Raw genomic sequence first — 15,277 nt, forward strand, 5'->3', positions numbered from 1 at the left:
GATAAACAGGATAAGCGGAGCCTCACTAACGCAATGCAGCAGAACTGCTGACTGGCGTACGTGCAGGGCTAACCGACTGGCAGGAACAGAACAATGATAATGCGCAGAGAAAGCGGGAAAGACTGTCAGTAAAGAGAGTTGTTGCACCGGTTGCGCAACCGACACATCAGCAGTTGCCACGATGCAAAGATAAAAAAATGGCAGCCATCAGGCTGCCATCGGGAGAGCACGATTCAGCGATCAGAGGGTCGCAGCGACTTCATCGGAGATGGAGCCGTTGTGGTAAACCTCTTGCACATCGTCCAGATCTTCCAGCATGTCAATCAGACGCATCAGCTTGGGTGCAGTTTCTGCATCCAGCTCAGCTTCGGTGGAGGGGATCATGGTCACTTCGGCGCTCTGTGCCTTGAAGCCGGCAGCTTCCAGACCGTCCAGCACGGTACCGAAGTCGTTCGGGGTGGTGTACACCTCGATGGTGCCATCCTCTTCGGTGACCACGTCATCGGCGCCCGCTTCCAGCGCGGCATCCATCAGGGCATCTTCGTCTACGCCCACGAAGGTCAGCAGACCTTTCTTGCTGAACAGATAGGCAACGGAGCCGTCGGTACCCAGGTTGCCACCGCACTTGCTGAAGGCGTGACGCACTTCGGCTACGGTACGGTTACGGTTGTCGGTCAGGCACTCTACCATCACGGCAGAGCCAGCCGGGCCGTAACCTTCGTATACGATGGTCTCGAGCTGCTCGCCATCGCCACCACCGGCGCCACGCTGAATGGCACGGTTGATGGTGTCGCGGGTCATGTTGTTGGTCAGGGCGGCAGTCACCGCAGCACGCAGACGCGGGTTGTTGGCCGGATCGGCATCACCCAGACGCGCGGAGGTAGTGATTTCGCGGATCAGTTTGGTGAAGATCTTGCCACGCTTGGCGTCCTGAGCGGCCTTGCGGTGTTTGATGTTGGCCCATTTACTGTGACCTGCCATAGAGACTCTCCGTTATTTTTTAAATGTCAGTAACTCTGATCATGACTAACCCAAGGGAAACACAGAGGCCGCACGGCGGCGGCCTCCGGTGCCGGTATCGGCTTACTCGTCGCCCTTGATGGTGGTTGCAATCGCCAGCTCACCCAGTTGGGCGGCATTGGCAAGGCTGGGGGCGTCTGTCATCAGACAGGCAGCCGCGGTCGTTTTCGGGAAGGCGATGACGTCCCGAATGTTTTCGGTGCCGGTCAGCAGCATGCTAAGACGGTCCAGACCGAAGGCCAGACCGGCGTGCGGCGGGGTGCCGTACTTCAGGGCATCCAGCAGGAAGCCAAACTTCAGACGCTGCTCGGCCGGGGTGATACCCAGGATATCGAACACGGTGGATTGCATCTCGCTGTTGTGGATACGGACAGAGCCGCCACCCACTTCGTAGCCGTTGATCACCATGTCGTAGGCGTTGGCGTAAGCACCCACAGGGTTGGCTTTCAGCTCGGCCGGGCTCATGTTGCTCGGCGCGGTGAACGGGTGGTGCATGGCGGCCAGACCACCTTCACCATCTTCCTCGAACATCGGGAAGTCGATGACCCACAGCGGTTTCCAGCTGTTCTCCAGCAGGCCCAGATCGCGACCTACTTTCAGACGCAGGGCGCCCATGGCATCGCAGACCACTTTCTTGCTGTCAGCGCCAAAGAAGATGATGTCGCCGTCGGCAGCACCGGTACGAGCCAGGATCTCACGCACGATGGCGTCAGAGAGGAACTTGGCAACCGGAGACTGCACGCCTTCGATACCATTGGCCGCTTCGTTGACCTTCATCCAGGCCAGGCCCTTGGCACCGTAGATGCCGACAAACTTGGTGTATTCGTCGATCTGTTTGCGAGAGAGCTCGGCACCGCCCGGGACTTTCAGGGCAGCCACACGGCCTTTCGGATCGTTGGCGGGGCCCGCGAACACGGCGAACTCGACAGCAGTCAGCAGATCAGCCACATCAACCAGCTCCATTGGCAGACGCAGGTCCGGCTTGTCGGAGCCGTAGCGACGCATGGCTTCGTCGAAGGTCATGATCGGGAAGTCGCCCAGATCCACGTTCAGGATGTGCAGCCACAGTTTGCGGATCATCTCTTCCATCACTTCACGCACTTGCGGCGCGGTCATGAAGGAGGTCTCCACGTCGATCTGGGTGAATTCCGGCTGGCGGTCAGCACGCAGGTCTTCGTCACGGAAGCACTTGACGATCTGGTAGTAGCGATCGAAGCCGGACATCATCAGCAACTGCTTGAACAGCTGGGGTGATTGCGGCAGAGCGTAGAACTTGCCCTTGTGCACGCGGCTCGGCACCAGATAGTCACGGGCACCTTCCGGGGTGGCCTTGGTCAGCATCGGGGTCTCGATATCGAGGAAGCCGTGCTCGTCCATGAAGCGGCGTACGAAGGCGCTGGCCTTGGCACGGGTCTTCAGGTACTTGGCCATCTCGGGACGACGCAGATCCAGGTAGCGATACTTGAGGCTGATCTCTTCGCTGTTGACCTGATTGAAGTCCAGCGGCAGCGGCTCGGCACGGTTGATGATGTTGAGTTCGTGAGCGAACACTTCGATGGCGCCAGTGGCCATGTCGCTGTTGCGCTGGGACTCGGGACGGGTGCGCACCACGCCGGTCACCTGGATGCAGAACTCGCCGCGCAGCTCGGAGGCCAGGGCGAACGCCTCCGGCTTGTCCGGATCGAAGAACACCTGAACGATCCCTTCCCGGTCGCGCATATCGATAAAGATCAGACCGCCGAGATCACGACGACGATGAACCCAACCGCACAATGTAATGGTCTGCCCTGCATGGGCCTCATTGACCTGTCCGCAATAGATAGAGCGCATGGACTTCTTCCTTCGAAATTGTAGAGAGACGGTTAACCTTGGGCCGCCGGGCACGACTGGCAAGCACCGTCTGTCTCACAGCTGGCCAGATTCTTTTTCTTACCCGGTTTGAAATCAGTCTCGTACCATCCGGTTCCCTTGAGCCGGAAGCCTGCCGCCGATATCAGCTTGACCAGATTCGGCTTGCTACAGGCCGGACAGTCGGTCAGGGGGGCATCGGAAAGCTTTTGCAGTTTTGCCAATTCATGGCCACAGACGTCGCAACGATATTCGTAGATAGGCATGGGTCACAAGAAATTGAAAAACAAAAGGGCTGGCATTATAGAGGAAAACCCCCTTTGGGGTAAAATGGCCAGCAGCCTCCTTTCGCCAGTTTTTTGTACTCGATGGCAAAAAGCGGGCAAAAAATCGGCACGAATGCACCAAGAGCGAAGAGAATAGCAATCATGAGCCTCTATTTGGGCCTGCCACAGTGGTCCCACCCCAGCTGGCCCGGCCAGTTGCTGGGCCTTGGCGCCAAGCCTGCCGAACACCTCGCCCACTACGCCACCGTGTTCAATTCGGTGGAGGGCAATACCACCTTCTACGCCCTGCCGACCCCCGATACTGTACAGCGCTGGGCCGATGCGGTTCCCGATCACTTTCGTTTCAACTTCAAGTTTCCGCAAGCCATCAGCCACCAGAGCGATCTGGTGAGCGCAGACAAACAGGTTGCCGACTTTATTCGTCTGCTCGCCCCGCTGCACGACAAGCTGGGGCTGCTCACCCTGCAGTTGCCCGCCCGTTTCGGGCCAGAGGGGCTGGCCAGACTGGCGGCCTTCATCGATCGGCTGCCGCGGGCGTTTCGCTACGCCCTCGAAGTGCGTCACCCTGAGTTCTTCGCCAAGGGGGAGGCCGAGCGGGCATTGAACCGGCTGCTGATGGAACAGGGTGTGAACCGGGTGATGCTCGACAGCCGGCCACTCTTCTCGGTGCAAGCAACCACGCCAGCCCTTGTCGATGCCCAGGGCAAGAAGCCACGCCTGCCGGTACATCTGCTGGCCACCGCCAACGCCCCCATGGTGCGCTTTATCGGCCTGCCGGATCCGGCGGCCAATCACCCCTTCCTGCCCAGCTGGCTCCCCCACTGGCGCCAGTGGCTTTCCGAGGGCAAGGACCTCTACCTCTATATACATACTGCCGACAACGCCCAGGCACCTGAGCTGGCCCGCCAGATCACCCGCTTGCTGGAGCAGGAGATGGCCCCCTGGCCAGGGGAAAACGATCGCGCACGGCAGGGAGTGCTGCGCTTTTAGCCAACCCATTCTGCGGCCATCGTTTCGCTGCAAAAAAAGTGCTTTTTTGTGGCGTGGCAAGCCCTGGCGTCAAGACAAACGGCCATCAATCCTCTACACTACCGCCCCAAGTAAGGGTCCGGAACATGGCCCGTACGAACAGGACAGGTCCAAAGGATTTCACGACCAGCCACCCCGTTCGTAAACAGGTGATAAATCTACTCTGATGGGTGTCACCCAACGACTCAATTGAACAATACAGCCGGGTGATGTCCCGACTGTCAGGTTGCGCCAGCATGCATACCAAAGATCAAATTTTTGCCGCCCCGATCGCCCGATTGGGTGACTTCTGTTTTGACGAACAGGTCGTCGACGTTTTTCCCGATATGATCCAGCGCTCGGTGCCGGGTTACAGTAACATCATCTCTGCCATCGGCATGATGGCCGCCCGCTACGCCCAACCCGAGAGCCGACTCTATGATCTCGGCTGCTCACTGGGCGCCGCGACCCAGGCGATGCGTCGCCATGTCAGCCAGCCCGGCTGCCGCATCACCGCGGTGGATCTCTCCCATCCGATGATCGAGCGCGCCCGCGCCCACCTCTCCGGTTTCAAATCCGAGGTGCCGGTGGAGCTGGTAGAGGCGGATATCTGCGACATCGAGATCGAGAACGCCTCCGTGGTGGTACTCAACTTCACTCTGCAGTTTGTCGAGCCAGAGAAACGGGCCGCCCTGATCCAGCGCATTCACGATGGGCTGCGCCCGGGCGGGATCCTGATCCTGAGCGAAAAGTTCCGCTTCGAAGATGAACCGGTCAACGAGCTGCTCATCGATCTGCATCTCGACTTCAAGCGGGCCAATGGCTACAGCGAGCTGGAGATCAGCCAGAAACGCACTGCCCTTGAGAACGTGATGCGCACCGACAGCCTGCCGGTGCATCAGGCCCGTCTGCGGGATGCCGGTTTCGTCCATCAGGATCTCTGGTTCCAGTGTTTCAACTTCGGCTCCATGATTGCCATCAAATCCAGCGACGCCCAGCCATGATCGACTTTGCCAATTTCTATCAACTGATTGCCAAAAACCGGCTGAGCCACTGGCTGCATACCCTGCCCACCCAGCTGCACGCCTGGCAACATGACAACCAGCATGGCGACCTGCCGCGCTGGAATCGTGCCCTCAACAAGCTGCCGGTGGTCTCCCCCGGCAACATCGAGCTGAAAAGCCGGGTCGAGATTGGCTCGGCCGAGAGCCTTGGCGAAGGTGAACGCAAGAAGGTCGAGAGCCTGCTGCGCCACTTCATGCCCTGGCGCAAGGGGCCGTTCATCGTGCACGGCATCCACATCGATACCGAGTGGCGCTCTGACTGGAAGTGGGATCGGGTGCTGCCCCATATCAGCCCGCTCGAAGGCCGTTACGTGCTGGATGTGGGTTGCGGCAGCGGCTACCACCTCTGGCGCATGGTGGGTGAAGGGGCCAAGCTGGCGGTCGGCATCGACCCTAGCCCGCTGTTCCTCTGCCAGTTCGAGGCCATTCGCCACTTCGCGGGCAATGATCAGCGCGCCCACCTGCTGCCGCTCGGTATTCAGGAGCTGCCGGAGCTGCGTGCCTTTGACACCGTCTTCTCCATGGGGGTGCTCTATCACCGCAAATCCCCCATCGAGCACATCGAGCAGCTGCGCAATCAATTGAAAGATGATGGCGAGCTGGTGCTGGAGACGCTAGTGATTGACGGCGGTGTCAACGACGTGCTGATGCCCACTGACCGTTACGGCAAGATGCGCAACGTCTGGTTTATTCCCTCAAGTCGCGCCCTCAAGCTGTGGGTCGAGCGCTGCGGCTTCACCGACGTGCGGATAGTAGACGAGAATATGACCAGCACCGACGAACAGCGTCGTACCGACTGGATGATTAATGAATCCCTGAGTGACTATCTGGATCCAGACAATCCGGCACTCACGGTAGAAGGACACCCGGCGCCGAAACGTGCCGTACTGATTGCCCGCAAGGCCAAAGACTAGCCGATGGCGATTCAGGAAGTTACACTGACCCAATTCCAGGAAGCACAGTTAAATGAATGACATGAAAAGCAAATTAAAAGGAATGACCCTGCTCTCCCTGCTTAGTCTCGGCGGGTGTGTCAATATGGAAAAAGCGCCTCAGGTCCCTGCTCTGACGCTGGCCGAGCTTCGTAGCGAGCTGAGCCAGAGCGAGCAGCGCCTGCAAACATCCATGGAACAGCAACAGAAGCAGTATGTGCAGCAACAGCACCTGCTGGTTCAGCTCAACACAGATGTCACCAATATGAAAGAGTCCGTCAAGCAAGTAGACCACAAGCTCGCCACCCTCCCCTCCGAGCCGCCCAAGCCGATGGCCATCCCCACCGAGAAGTGCCCGGCCCCCAATCAGGGTCACACCATCGATGGCAAACTGATGGTCGGTGAAGCCGAGTGGATCTGGGTTGATGCAGCCAACGACGCCTTCCAGGCGCGGGTCGATACCGGTGCGACCACCTCCTCCATCAGTGCGCAGGAGATCACCATTTTCGAGCGCAACGGCAAAAACTGGGTGCGCTTCTTCCTGAGCCATCAGGAAGTGGACGACAAGATCCAGATCGAAGCGCCGCTGGTACGCCATGTGCGGGTGCGTCAAGCCTCTGCCGACGATCTGGACCGCCGTCCGGTGGTGCGTCTGGCCGTGCGCATTGGCGACATGACCGAGAAAGCCGAATTTACCCTGAAAGACCGTAGCGACATGACCTTCCCTGTGCTGCTGGGTCGCGAATTTTTGAAAGACATCGCCGTGGTTGATGTGGCCCGCGAATATATCCAACCCAAACCCAAGCTCAAGGATGTGAAATAATCCATGGTTTCCCGTAAGCCGTTCTATTTGCTGGTAGCCCTGCTGTACATTGTCGGCCTGGGGATGACGATCTATCACCATATCGCGTTGGATGTGCCGCTGACGCCCGGTGAAAAGCGCCAGATCTGGTCCATCGAAGCCAAGCTGGAGTTTGAGGCAACCGGTGAGCCGGTGATCGCCTCCCTGGCTATTCCGGGCACCCAGCCCGGTTTCACCCTGATGAACGAGAACGCCGCCAGCCCCGGCTACGGCCTATCCTTTGTCGAGAAAGATGGCGATGCCCGCGCCGAGTGGTCCATCCGCACCGCCTCCGGCCGTCAGGAGCTCTACTACCGCGTCGACATGATGGCGGATGCCCATGCCAAACCGGCCGCCAATCCGCAGCCGCCTGCCATCGAGAAGCAGATCGAGAGTGAGCCTTACGCCACCGCGATGAAGCAGATCCTCGAGCGGGCACAGGAGCGCTCTGCCGACGGCTACACCCTGACTCGCGAGATCATCAAAGAGATCGAGAAGCAGGAGCAGAACGCCGAGCTGCTGAAAAAGCACAAGAGCCGCGCCAACCTGATCGCCGAGCTGCTCAACAATGCTGACGTCCCCACCCGCGTGGTGCATGCCCTGAATCTGGAAGATGGGCGTCGTCGTCAGGAGCTGGTGGATTACCTGCAGGTATTCAACAGCCCGACCGACTACAAGCTGTTCAACCCGCAAACCGGTGAACAGGGTCGTCCGGCCAACCTGCTGCTGTGGGAATATAACTCCGGCGCCCTGCTGGACGTGACAGGTGGTCACAACTCCCGTGTCAGCTTCTCGATGATCGAGCAAGAGCAGCCGGTGAGCGTTGCACTGGCGCAGAAGTTCGAAAAATCAGAGATGATGAACTTCTCCATCCACAGCCTGCCGCTGGAAGAGCAGACCCTGTTCAAGGGCTTGCTGCTGATCCCGATCGGCGTGCTGATGGTGGTGTTCCTGCGGGTGCTGGTGGGGATCAAGACCTCAGGTACCTTTATGCCGGTGTTGATCGCTGTCGCCTTTATCCAGACCTCGCTGGTCACCGGCCTCATCGGCTTCCTGCTGATCGTCGGCACCGGTCTCATCATCCGCTCCTATCTGTCTCGGCTTAACCTGCTGCTGGTCGCCCGAATATCGGCCATCATCATCATGGTTATCTCGATGATCGGTATCTTCTCCGCGTTCGCCTTCAAGCTGGGGCTGACCGACGGCATGAAGATCACCTTCTTCCCGATGATCATCCTCTCCTGGACCATCGAACGGATGTCCATCCTGTGGGAAGAAGAGGGCCCGAAAGAGGTGTTCCGCCAGGGCGGCGGCTCTCTGCTGGTTGCCGTCATCGCCTATCTGGCCATGGATAATGAACTGATCCGTCACCTCACCTTCAACTTCCTCGGCCTGCAGCTGGTGCTGATGGCGACCGTGCTGTTGATGGGTAACTACACCGGCTACAAGCTGAGCGAATTGAAGCGCTTCAAGCCGCTGGTGGACGAGATGAAATCTGGCGTCACCCCGGGTAAGGACAAGTAACCGATGTGGTTCTGGGAAAAATACACCACCCCGTGGAGCCTGTCCCAATCAGGCATCCTCGGCATGAACAAGCGCAACCACTCCTACATCAGCCGCTACAATCCGCGCAGCCTCTATCCGCTGGTGGATGACAAGCTGCAGACCAAGCAAATTGCGCTGGATGCAGGGGTCACCGTGCCTGAGCTGATCGGTACCATCCGTGCCCAGCACGATGTGGGTCGCATCACCGAGCTGGTAAAAGATTGGCCGGGCTTCTGCATCAAGCCGGCCCGTGGCTCGGGCGGCAAGGGTATCCTGGTGATCCTGCGTCAGGAAGATGGCCTCTTCTACAAGCCCAACGGCAGCGCCTCCAACGGTCAGGATCTGGAGCGCCATGTCTCCAACATTCTGGCGGGGCTCTATTCCCTCGGCGGCAAGCCCGACGTGGCGCTGGTCGAAGGCCTCATCAACTTTGATGATGTGTTCGACGGCTACTCCTTTGAAGGGGTACCCGATGCCCGGGTCATCATCTTCAAGGGGTTCCCGGTGATGGCGATGATGCGCCTCTCCACTGCCGCCTCCGATGGCAAGGCGAACCTGCACCAGGGCGCCGTGGGGGTAGGTCTGTGCCTGCGTACCGGTCGTGCCCTGCGGGCGGTGCAGTTTGGCAATCCGCTGCGCCACCATCCGGATACCGGCCTCGACCTCTATGAGCTCAAGGTCCCACACTGGGATACCCTGCTCACCCTGGCGGCCTCCTGCTACGAGATGTCGGGTCTGGGTTATATCGGTACCGATATGGTGCTGGACAAGTTCCGCGGCCCTATGCTGCTGGAGCTCAACGCCCGTCCCGGTCTTGCCATCCAGATCGCCAACGGTCGCGGCCTGGTGCCCAATCTCAAGACCATCGAGAAGCTGGGACAGGTGAAGATGAACGTGGAGCAGCGGGTCAATTTCGCCAAGGATCACTTCGGGATCTTTGAGGAATAACACCTCCGCTTGTGAACTAAGCGCGCCTATGGCGCGCTTTTTTTATGGCTCATGTTTATCTGTCGGCATATCCCCCATCCAGCCATAGGGGCAGCACCTCATTTCGAAACAACGAGTACGCCAGCGAACGGCTGCTTGGAATAGCGAGGAGAGCGATGGAACGATGGAACGATGGAACGATGGAACGATGGAACGATGGAACGATGGAACGATGGAACGAGAAGAGTGTAACCGGCGATATCAGGGGGATAGATGACTCACAGGTATAAAAAAACCGGCGCCAAGACGCCGGTTCTTCAAGGAGAGTACGACCCGATTACAGGGAGTCAGCATTCTCGGACAGGTACTTGGCAACGCCGTCAGGAGAGGCTTGCATACCTTTTTTGCCTTTTTCCCACTGAGCCGGGCACACTTCGCCGTGCTCTTCGTGGAATTGCAGGGCATCGACCATGCGCAGCATCTCGTCGATGTTGCGGCCCAGCGGCAGATCGTTGACAACCTGGTGACGAACGACACCGTTCTTGTCGATCAGGAAGGAACCACGGAACGCCACACCGGCTTCCGGATGCTCAACGTCATAGGCTTTGCAGATTTCGTGTTTCACGTCGGCGATCAGCGGGTACTTGACCTGACCGATACCGCCATCTTCCACTTTGGTGTTACGCCATGCATTGTGGGAGAACTGGGAATCGATGGAAACACCGATCACTTCCACGCCACGCTTCTGGAACTCTTCATAACGGTGATCGAAGGCAATCAGCTCGGACGGGCAGACGAAGGTGAAATCGAGCGGATAAAAGAAGACAACGGCAGCTTTGCCTTTGATGTGGGATGACAGGTTGAATGAATCAACGATCTCGCCATTACCCAGAACAGCTGCGGCGGTAAAATCGGGTGCGGGACGGCCTACCAATACCATATTCAATTCCTCTTTATGTGAAGTGAACAATCCGGTGAGGATTGGGCTACCTAGAGCCAAGTCCATCTAATTCAAGCGACAAACTATAGACCCGGTGGTAGATTAGTTAAATCAAATTAAATAGATAGCATTAATCGGTTTTTTCTATGCAACGTTGGCCCAGCCTCAAACAGCTGCAATATCTGGTCGCTCTCGATGAGCACAAGAACTTCAACCGCGCCGCCAAGGCCTGTCATGTCAGCCAGTCGACCCTGAGTACCGGGATCCAGACGCTGGAGGACATGATGAACCTGCAACTGGTGGAGCGGGACCACAAGAGCTTCATTATGACCCCGGTCGGAATGGAAATCGTCGAGCGCGCTCGCAATTTGCTCTCCGATGCACGGGATCTGATGGAGCTCGGGCAACATCAGGGCGGCGTGATGCAGGGGACGGTGCGTCTTGGCTGCATTCCCACCATCGCCCCCTTCCTGCTCAGCAAGCTGCTGAAAGAGTGCAGCAAAACCTATCCTGACCTCGAATTGTTGCTGCGTGAAGACACCACCAGCAATCTGCTCAAGCAGCTGGAACAGGGTCAGCTCGACTTGCTGATCCTCGCCCTGCCCATCGAGATCGGGGGATTTCACTGCAAGACCGTCGGTCAGGATCCGTTCCACATGGTGATGCCCGCCAGCATGGCGGCCGGTCTGCATACCCCATTCGACTACAAGGAGCTGCCCAACCAGAGCATCTTCCTGCTGGAGCGGGAGCACTGCCTCACCGAGCACGCAGTGAGCGCCTGCCGCCTGCGGGACAAGAGCAAGATCAACCCGTTTGCCGCCACCAGCCTGCACACCCTGGTGCAGATGGTGGAAGCGGGTCTTGGCACCACCTTCCTGCCGCAGATGGCCATCGATGCCGGCATTCTTGCCAACTCCGATCTGGTGGCCATCCCGCTGCCGGGAGAGACCTCCTATCGCGAGATTGGGCTGGTCTGGCGCCCTAGCACCACCCGGGTACAGACCTTCTACAAACTGGCCGAGCTGCTTAAACCGCTGATCAGCCACAACGAGTGACAACAAACGCCAGCCCTCGGGTTGGCGTTTTTCAGTTCCCCGCCACATTTTTCCTATCGGAGACTAGGTCTGGAGCCAGATCCCTGTTTATGATGGAAAAGTTGTCGCGTGCCCTCCTGCCGCCAGAACGATTTGGCAGGATATGGCGCTCGATCAATGTCTCGTTTGGTAGACCCGTCCGTGGAGAGAGCCCGATGTATCGCAAGCTGCTGCTATCCCTGCTGACTCTGCTGCTGGCCGCCTGCTCCAGCACGCCGGAGCCACCTCCGGCCCCTCGGCAGAGCAGTGCCTTCGATGGCTTCTACCAACAGTGGCGCGGTGTCCCTTACCGCATGGGCGGCGCCAGCCGCGCCGGGCTAGACTGCTCCGCCTTCACCCAGCTCGCCTACAGTCAGGTGCTGGGCTTCAACCTGCCAAGAACCACCGAATCTCAGGCCAGCATTGGCAAACCGGTGGATCGCTACCGGCTGCAACACGGGGATCTGGTCTTCTTCAAAACCGGCTGGCAACAGTACCATGTGGGGGTCTACACAGGTGCCGGCGAGTTTATTCACGCCTCCACCAGCAAGGGAGTGATCCGCTCCCGCCTCGACAACGTCTACTGGAACAGTCGCTACTGGCAGGCACGTCGGGTGACCCAGTAACCGCTCAAACGCCTGCTTGCGGCACAAGTTGCGTGCCGATACTCTCCGTCAATCCCTGTCGCGATGTCGGGACACACAACCCGCGCTTATAACTCAATTGGCCCCAAAGCCTGCATATGACACCATTTTGTGATAAGGTGGTGGCCAATTTTTAACACTTTCGCCTTTTTCTCATACGCTCTCTGTCCTGATTGACAACAAGCGAGGCAATAACAAGCAGCGCGCGGCGAAAGTGGAGTGTGGCGCAACACTGCCGGACGGGTGGCCCACAGCGGCAGTATCAAGGGTTAAATAGATAAGGAGATCGTGCAATGAAACAGTATCAAAGCTGGCTGGGGCAATACCTGATGAGTCGCCGTGACGGTGACCACGCCATGGCATGCGAGATGGCGAGTTCCATCTGCGAGTTCTGGCAGCAGCAGGGTGATGAAAACGAACTGGACAAGTGGCAGCAGATTTACCAGAACCATCTGGAAAAGACCACCTGATCCCGACCGTTGCCTTGCTGCCAGCCACCCGGTGTTGGCAGCAAGGCCACTCGCGACCAACCACCATCAGCCAACCCCTCTCCCCCAATTTTCCCGCTACGTTAAACCGCTACCTTCGTTCACTCGCGCTTTACCATCTTCATTTTGCTCTTGCGCACCGGCCTCTGTTCATTCCATCTCGGCAGCCATTTCCTGTGCCCAGTCGATAAAGGCCTGGATCTTGGGACACGCCCGATTGGGCAGGGTCGCCATGTAATAACGCTGCTCGCACTTGACCTCCAGCCCGGCAAAAGGGGCCACCAGCTCGTTGCGTGCCAGTCGCTTGCTCACCAGATTCTTGCGCCCCATGGCGATCCCGGCGTGATTCATGGCGGCGATGATGGCGAGATCCGAGCGATCAAAACCCATGCTCAGCTGGCATGCCTCGAGGCTGACCCCGGCGTGGCGAGCCCAGCAGCTCCATTCATCGGTATCCGAGTCAAATCCCCATGCCTGCCGATCATGGAGCAGCCGGCACAAGGACAAGTTGGCGGGATTGCCGACAAGCCCGTGCTGCTCGGCATATTCCGGGCTGCAGACCGGCAGCATGAACTCATCCATCAGCGGGTGGATGGCAAGCCGCTCCGGGCTCTTCTCATCGAAATAGAGGGTCAAATTGATGCCATAACCATGCAGGTTGATGTTCTCGTTGCCGGTGATGATATTGAGCTCGATCTGCGGATGCAGGCGGGAGAAATCAGCCAACCTGGGCACCAGCCAGCACTGGGCGATGGAGGGACGCGAATAGATGGTCAGGGTACCGGAGAGCTCCTGATTCTTGATCTCCAGGATCTCCTGATTGATGAACTCCAGCGAAGATTTGAGCGCCCAGAACACCCGCTGCCCATCCGCCGTCAGTACCACCTTGCGGTGAAAACGCTCAAAGAGTTTGAACCCCAGCTCCTCTTCCAGCGCGCTGATCCGGTGGCTCACGGCACTGGGACTCAGCGACAATTCATCAGCTGCCATGGCAAAAGATCCGTGGCGGGCGGCCGCCTCGAAGGTGTGCAGCTTGGCCAGCTGGTAGCCACTCAGCAGCTTGTTGCGCGATATGTAATTATCCCCGTTATACATTCATCCCCCTCTTCGCAATGGCCGCCGATGATACACCCACAGGCCACCTTCAGGATGAACCCCAAAGACCCAAAGAGTGTGATTTCGATAAATTGTGACCAATGTAGCGCCTTTGCATCATCTCATTTCATCCAAGTGGTCGATTTCATCATTTGTCAGCCCCGCCTCATTTTCATTCAATAAGCGCATAAACAATCACACACAACAGATGTCGAGGCGCAGTATGAGTTCAGAGGTATGGGTCATCGCTACCTTGCTAAGTAGCATCGTTCTTATCGTGGTCACCATAGTGAAGGGCAAGGTTCATCCTTTCCTTGCCCTGCTGCTGGCGAGCTTCTATGTCGGCACCCTGATGGGGATGGAGCCCCTCAAGATGGTCAGCGCCATGGAAGAGGGCATTGGCGGCACGCTCGGCTTTCTCGCCGCCGTCATCGGTCTTGGCACCATACTCGGCAAGATGATGGAGGCGTCAGGGGCGGCGGAGCGCATCGGTCTCGCACTGCAGAGATGCCGCTGGCTTTCGCCTCAGGTCATCATGGTGCTGGTGGGTCTGGTGTGCGGCATCACCCTGTTTGTCGAAGTGGGGGTAGTGCTGCTGATCCCGCTGGCCTTCTCCATCGCCCGCAAGACCAACACCTCGCTGCTCAAGCTGGCCATTCCGCTCTGCACCGCCCTGATGGCCGTGCACTGCATAGTGCCGCCCCACCCGGCAGCCCTCTACGTCACCAATCAGCTGGGCGCCGATGTGGATTCTGTCATCGTCTATGGTCTGGCGGTCGGCCTGTTTGCCTCGCTTATCGGCGGCCCGCTGTTCCTCAAACTGCTGGGTAACCGGCTCCCGTTCAAGGAGGTGCCCGCAGCCTTTGCCGACATCAAGGCCCGCGATGAGGCCACTCTCCCGACCTTAAGCGCCTCGCTCTTTACCGTGCTGCTGCCCATCCTGCTGATGCTGGCCAAGACGGTCGCCGAGCTCAATATGGGGCACGCCAGCCACCTCTACACCCTGCTGGAGTTTATCGGCAACCCCATCACCGCCATGTTTATCGCCGCCTTCACCGCCTACTACGTGCTGGGGATCCGCCAGCAGATGAAGATGGAAGGGCTGCTCAACAAGACCGAGGAGTGCTTCTCCTCCATCGCCAATATCCTGCTCATTATCGGAGCGGGCGGCGCCTTCAACGGCGTGCTCAAGGCAAGCGGGCTGGGCGATAGTCTGGCCACTATCCTCTCCCAGCTGGATATGCACCCCATTCTGCTCGCCTGGCTGGTGGCCATCGTGCTGCACGCCGCTGTGGGCTCCGCCACCGTCGCCATGATGGGCGCCACCGCCATCGTCTCCCCCATCATGGCGCACTACCCGGATATCAGCCCGGAGATCATGACCCTGGCCATCGGCTCCGGTGCTATTGGCTGCACCATGGTGACTGACTCTCTGTTCTGGCTGGTCAAGCAGTATTGCGGCGCCACCCTGAACGAAACGCTCAAGTACTACACCACCGCCACCTTGGTCGCCTCCCTGATGGCGCTGGCCGGTACTTTCCTGCTCTCCTTTATCGTGTAACAAG

At 58.5% G+C, this 15,277-nt stretch carries 15 protein-coding genes; 10 read left to right on the plus strand and 5 right to left on the minus strand.

Annotated features, from left to right (window positions below; genetic code table 11):
- Positions 1 to 240: 240 nt before the first annotated feature.
- From OKC43_RS02530 to OKC43_RS02540, 3 genes are all read right to left on the minus strand, one after another.
- Positions 241 to 981 (minus strand): YebC/PmpR family DNA-binding transcriptional regulator, encoded by a 741-nt coding sequence (locus OKC43_RS02530; RefSeq protein ID WP_005337681.1) that lies wholly within the window; start codon positions 979 to 981, stop codon positions 241 to 243.
- A gap of 102 nt (positions 982 to 1,083) precedes the next feature.
- Complete coding sequence (gene aspS / locus OKC43_RS02535) at positions 1,084 to 2,850, minus strand: aspartate--tRNA ligase (RefSeq protein ID WP_270803807.1); 1,767 nt, start codon at positions 2,848 to 2,850, stop codon at positions 1,084 to 1,086.
- A gap of 32 nt (positions 2,851 to 2,882) precedes the next feature.
- On the minus strand, positions 2,883 to 3,134 hold the full coding sequence (locus OKC43_RS02540; RefSeq protein ID WP_005337686.1) for an FmdB family zinc ribbon protein: 252 nt from the start codon (positions 3,132 to 3,134) through the stop codon (positions 2,883 to 2,885).
- Between the two features lie 162 nt (positions 3,135 to 3,296).
- On the opposite strand from OKC43_RS02540, the gene OKC43_RS02545 reads away from it, so the two are divergent.
- From OKC43_RS02545 to OKC43_RS02570, 6 genes are all read left to right on the plus strand, one after another.
- Positions 3,297 to 4,145 (plus strand): DUF72 domain-containing protein, encoded by an 849-nt coding sequence (locus OKC43_RS02545; protein WP_270803808.1) that lies wholly within the window; start codon positions 3,297 to 3,299, stop codon positions 4,143 to 4,145.
- A 275-nt stretch (positions 4,146 to 4,420) separates the two neighbouring features.
- Positions 4,421 to 5,167: a carboxy-S-adenosyl-L-methionine synthase CmoA gene (gene cmoA / locus OKC43_RS02550; protein ID WP_005353159.1), complete on the plus strand. Its 747-nt coding sequence runs from the start codon at positions 4,421 to 4,423 to the stop codon at positions 5,165 to 5,167.
- Positions 5,164 to 6,141: a tRNA 5-methoxyuridine(34)/uridine 5-oxyacetic acid(34) synthase CmoB gene (gene cmoB, locus OKC43_RS02555; RefSeq protein ID WP_270803809.1), complete on the plus strand. Its 978-nt coding sequence runs from the start codon at positions 5,164 to 5,166 to the stop codon at positions 6,139 to 6,141. The genes cmoA and cmoB overlap by 4 nt, the downstream gene beginning before the upstream one ends.
- Before the next feature lie 52 nt (positions 6,142 to 6,193).
- Positions 6,194 to 6,982, plus strand: a complete 789-nt coding sequence (locus OKC43_RS02560) for an ATP-dependent zinc protease family protein (protein WP_005337698.1) — start codon at positions 6,194 to 6,196, stop codon at positions 6,980 to 6,982.
- Positions 6,983 to 6,985: 3 nt separating this feature from the next.
- Positions 6,986 to 8,524 carry an inactive transglutaminase family protein gene (locus OKC43_RS02565; RefSeq protein ID WP_005337699.1) on the plus strand — a complete coding sequence of 513 codons (1,539 nt, stop codon included), beginning with the start codon at positions 6,986 to 6,988 and terminating at the stop codon, positions 8,522 to 8,524.
- Positions 8,525 to 8,527: 3 nt separating this feature from the next.
- On the plus strand, positions 8,528 to 9,493 hold the full coding sequence (locus OKC43_RS02570; protein WP_005337700.1) for an alpha-L-glutamate ligase-like protein: 966 nt from the start codon (positions 8,528 to 8,530) through the stop codon (positions 9,491 to 9,493).
- A 316-nt stretch (positions 9,494 to 9,809) separates the two neighbouring features.
- On the opposite strand, the gene OKC43_RS02575 is transcribed toward OKC43_RS02570, so the two are convergent.
- Positions 9,810 to 10,412 carry a peroxiredoxin C gene (locus OKC43_RS02575; protein ID WP_005337701.1) on the minus strand — a complete coding sequence of 201 codons (603 nt, stop codon included), beginning with the start codon at positions 10,410 to 10,412 and terminating at the stop codon, positions 9,810 to 9,812.
- A 146-nt stretch (positions 10,413 to 10,558) separates the two neighbouring features.
- Between OKC43_RS02575 and OKC43_RS02580 the strand changes: the two genes are divergently transcribed.
- The 3 genes from OKC43_RS02580 (at position 10,559) to OKC43_RS02590 (ending at position 12,599) form a co-directional block, all read left to right on the plus strand.
- Positions 10,559 to 11,467: a hydrogen peroxide-inducible genes activator gene (locus OKC43_RS02580; RefSeq protein ID WP_005337702.1), complete on the plus strand. Its 909-nt coding sequence runs from the start codon at positions 10,559 to 10,561 to the stop codon at positions 11,465 to 11,467.
- Positions 11,468 to 11,661: 194 nt separating this feature from the next.
- Positions 11,662 to 12,111 carry a C40 family peptidase gene (locus tag OKC43_RS02585; protein WP_005337703.1) on the plus strand — a complete coding sequence of 150 codons (450 nt, stop codon included), beginning with the start codon at positions 11,662 to 11,664 and terminating at the stop codon, positions 12,109 to 12,111.
- Between the two features lie 311 nt (positions 12,112 to 12,422).
- Positions 12,423 to 12,599 (plus strand): hypothetical protein, encoded by a 177-nt coding sequence (locus tag OKC43_RS02590; protein ID WP_005337704.1) that lies wholly within the window; start codon positions 12,423 to 12,425, stop codon positions 12,597 to 12,599.
- A gap of 168 nt (positions 12,600 to 12,767) precedes the next feature.
- On the opposite strand, the gene dsdC is transcribed toward OKC43_RS02590, so the two are convergent.
- Positions 12,768 to 13,712, minus strand: coding sequence for a DNA-binding transcriptional regulator DsdC (gene dsdC, locus OKC43_RS02595; RefSeq protein WP_270803810.1), 945 nt, complete (start codon positions 13,710 to 13,712; stop codon positions 12,768 to 12,770).
- Positions 13,713 to 13,935: 223 nt separating this feature from the next.
- Here dsdC and dsdX point away from each other — a divergent pair, with 223 nt between their 5' ends.
- Entirely contained in the window at positions 13,936 to 15,273 is a 1,338-nt protein-coding gene (gene dsdX / locus OKC43_RS02600) for a D-serine transporter DsdX (protein WP_270803811.1), read from the plus strand.
- Positions 15,274 to 15,277 lie beyond the last annotated feature (4 nt).

The organism is Aeromonas sp. Y289-2, from assembly GCF_027705925.1.
GTDB classification, from domain to species: domain Bacteria; phylum Pseudomonadota; class Gammaproteobacteria; order Enterobacterales; family Aeromonadaceae; genus Aeromonas; species Aeromonas veronii.

Bases quoted from the DNA above. Each gene is read 5' to 3' on its own strand.
- OKC43_RS02545 (WP_270803808.1), top strand. From the start codon at position 3,297: ATGAGCCTCTATTTGGGCCTGCCACAGTGGTCCCACCCCAGCTGGCCC.
- OKC43_RS02575 (WP_005337701.1), bottom strand. From the start codon at position 10,412: ATGGTATTGGTAGGCCGTCCCGCACCCGATTTTACCGCCGCAGCTGTT.
- dsdX (WP_270803811.1), top strand. From the start codon at position 13,936: ATGAGTTCAGAGGTATGGGTCATCGCTACCTTGCTAAGTAGCATCGTT.
- cmoB (WP_270803809.1), top strand. From the start codon at position 5,164: ATGATCGACTTTGCCAATTTCTATCAACTGATTGCCAAAAACCGGCTG.
- OKC43_RS02580 (WP_005337702.1), top strand. From the start codon at position 10,559: ATGCAACGTTGGCCCAGCCTCAAACAGCTGCAATATCTGGTCGCTCTC.
- OKC43_RS02530 (WP_005337681.1), bottom strand. From the start codon at position 981: ATGGCAGGTCACAGTAAATGGGCCAACATCAAACACCGCAAGGCCGCT.
- OKC43_RS02565 (WP_005337699.1), top strand. From the start codon at position 6,986: ATGGTTTCCCGTAAGCCGTTCTATTTGCTGGTAGCCCTGCTGTACATT.
- OKC43_RS02590 (WP_005337704.1), top strand. From the start codon at position 12,423: ATGAAACAGTATCAAAGCTGGCTGGGGCAATACCTGATGAGTCGCCGT.
- OKC43_RS02570 (WP_005337700.1), top strand. From the start codon at position 8,528: ATGTGGTTCTGGGAAAAATACACCACCCCGTGGAGCCTGTCCCAATCA.
- dsdC (WP_270803810.1), bottom strand. From the start codon at position 13,712: ATGTATAACGGGGATAATTACATATCGCGCAACAAGCTGCTGAGTGGC.
- OKC43_RS02560 (WP_005337698.1), top strand. From the start codon at position 6,194: ATGAATGACATGAAAAGCAAATTAAAAGGAATGACCCTGCTCTCCCTG.
- OKC43_RS02540 (WP_005337686.1), bottom strand. From the start codon at position 3,134: ATGCCTATCTACGAATATCGTTGCGACGTCTGTGGCCATGAATTGGCA.
- OKC43_RS02585 (WP_005337703.1), top strand. From the start codon at position 11,662: ATGTATCGCAAGCTGCTGCTATCCCTGCTGACTCTGCTGCTGGCCGCC.
- aspS (WP_270803807.1), bottom strand. From the start codon at position 2,850: ATGCGCTCTATCTATTGCGGACAGGTCAATGAGGCCCATGCAGGGCAG.
- cmoA (WP_005353159.1), top strand. From the start codon at position 4,421: ATGCATACCAAAGATCAAATTTTTGCCGCCCCGATCGCCCGATTGGGT.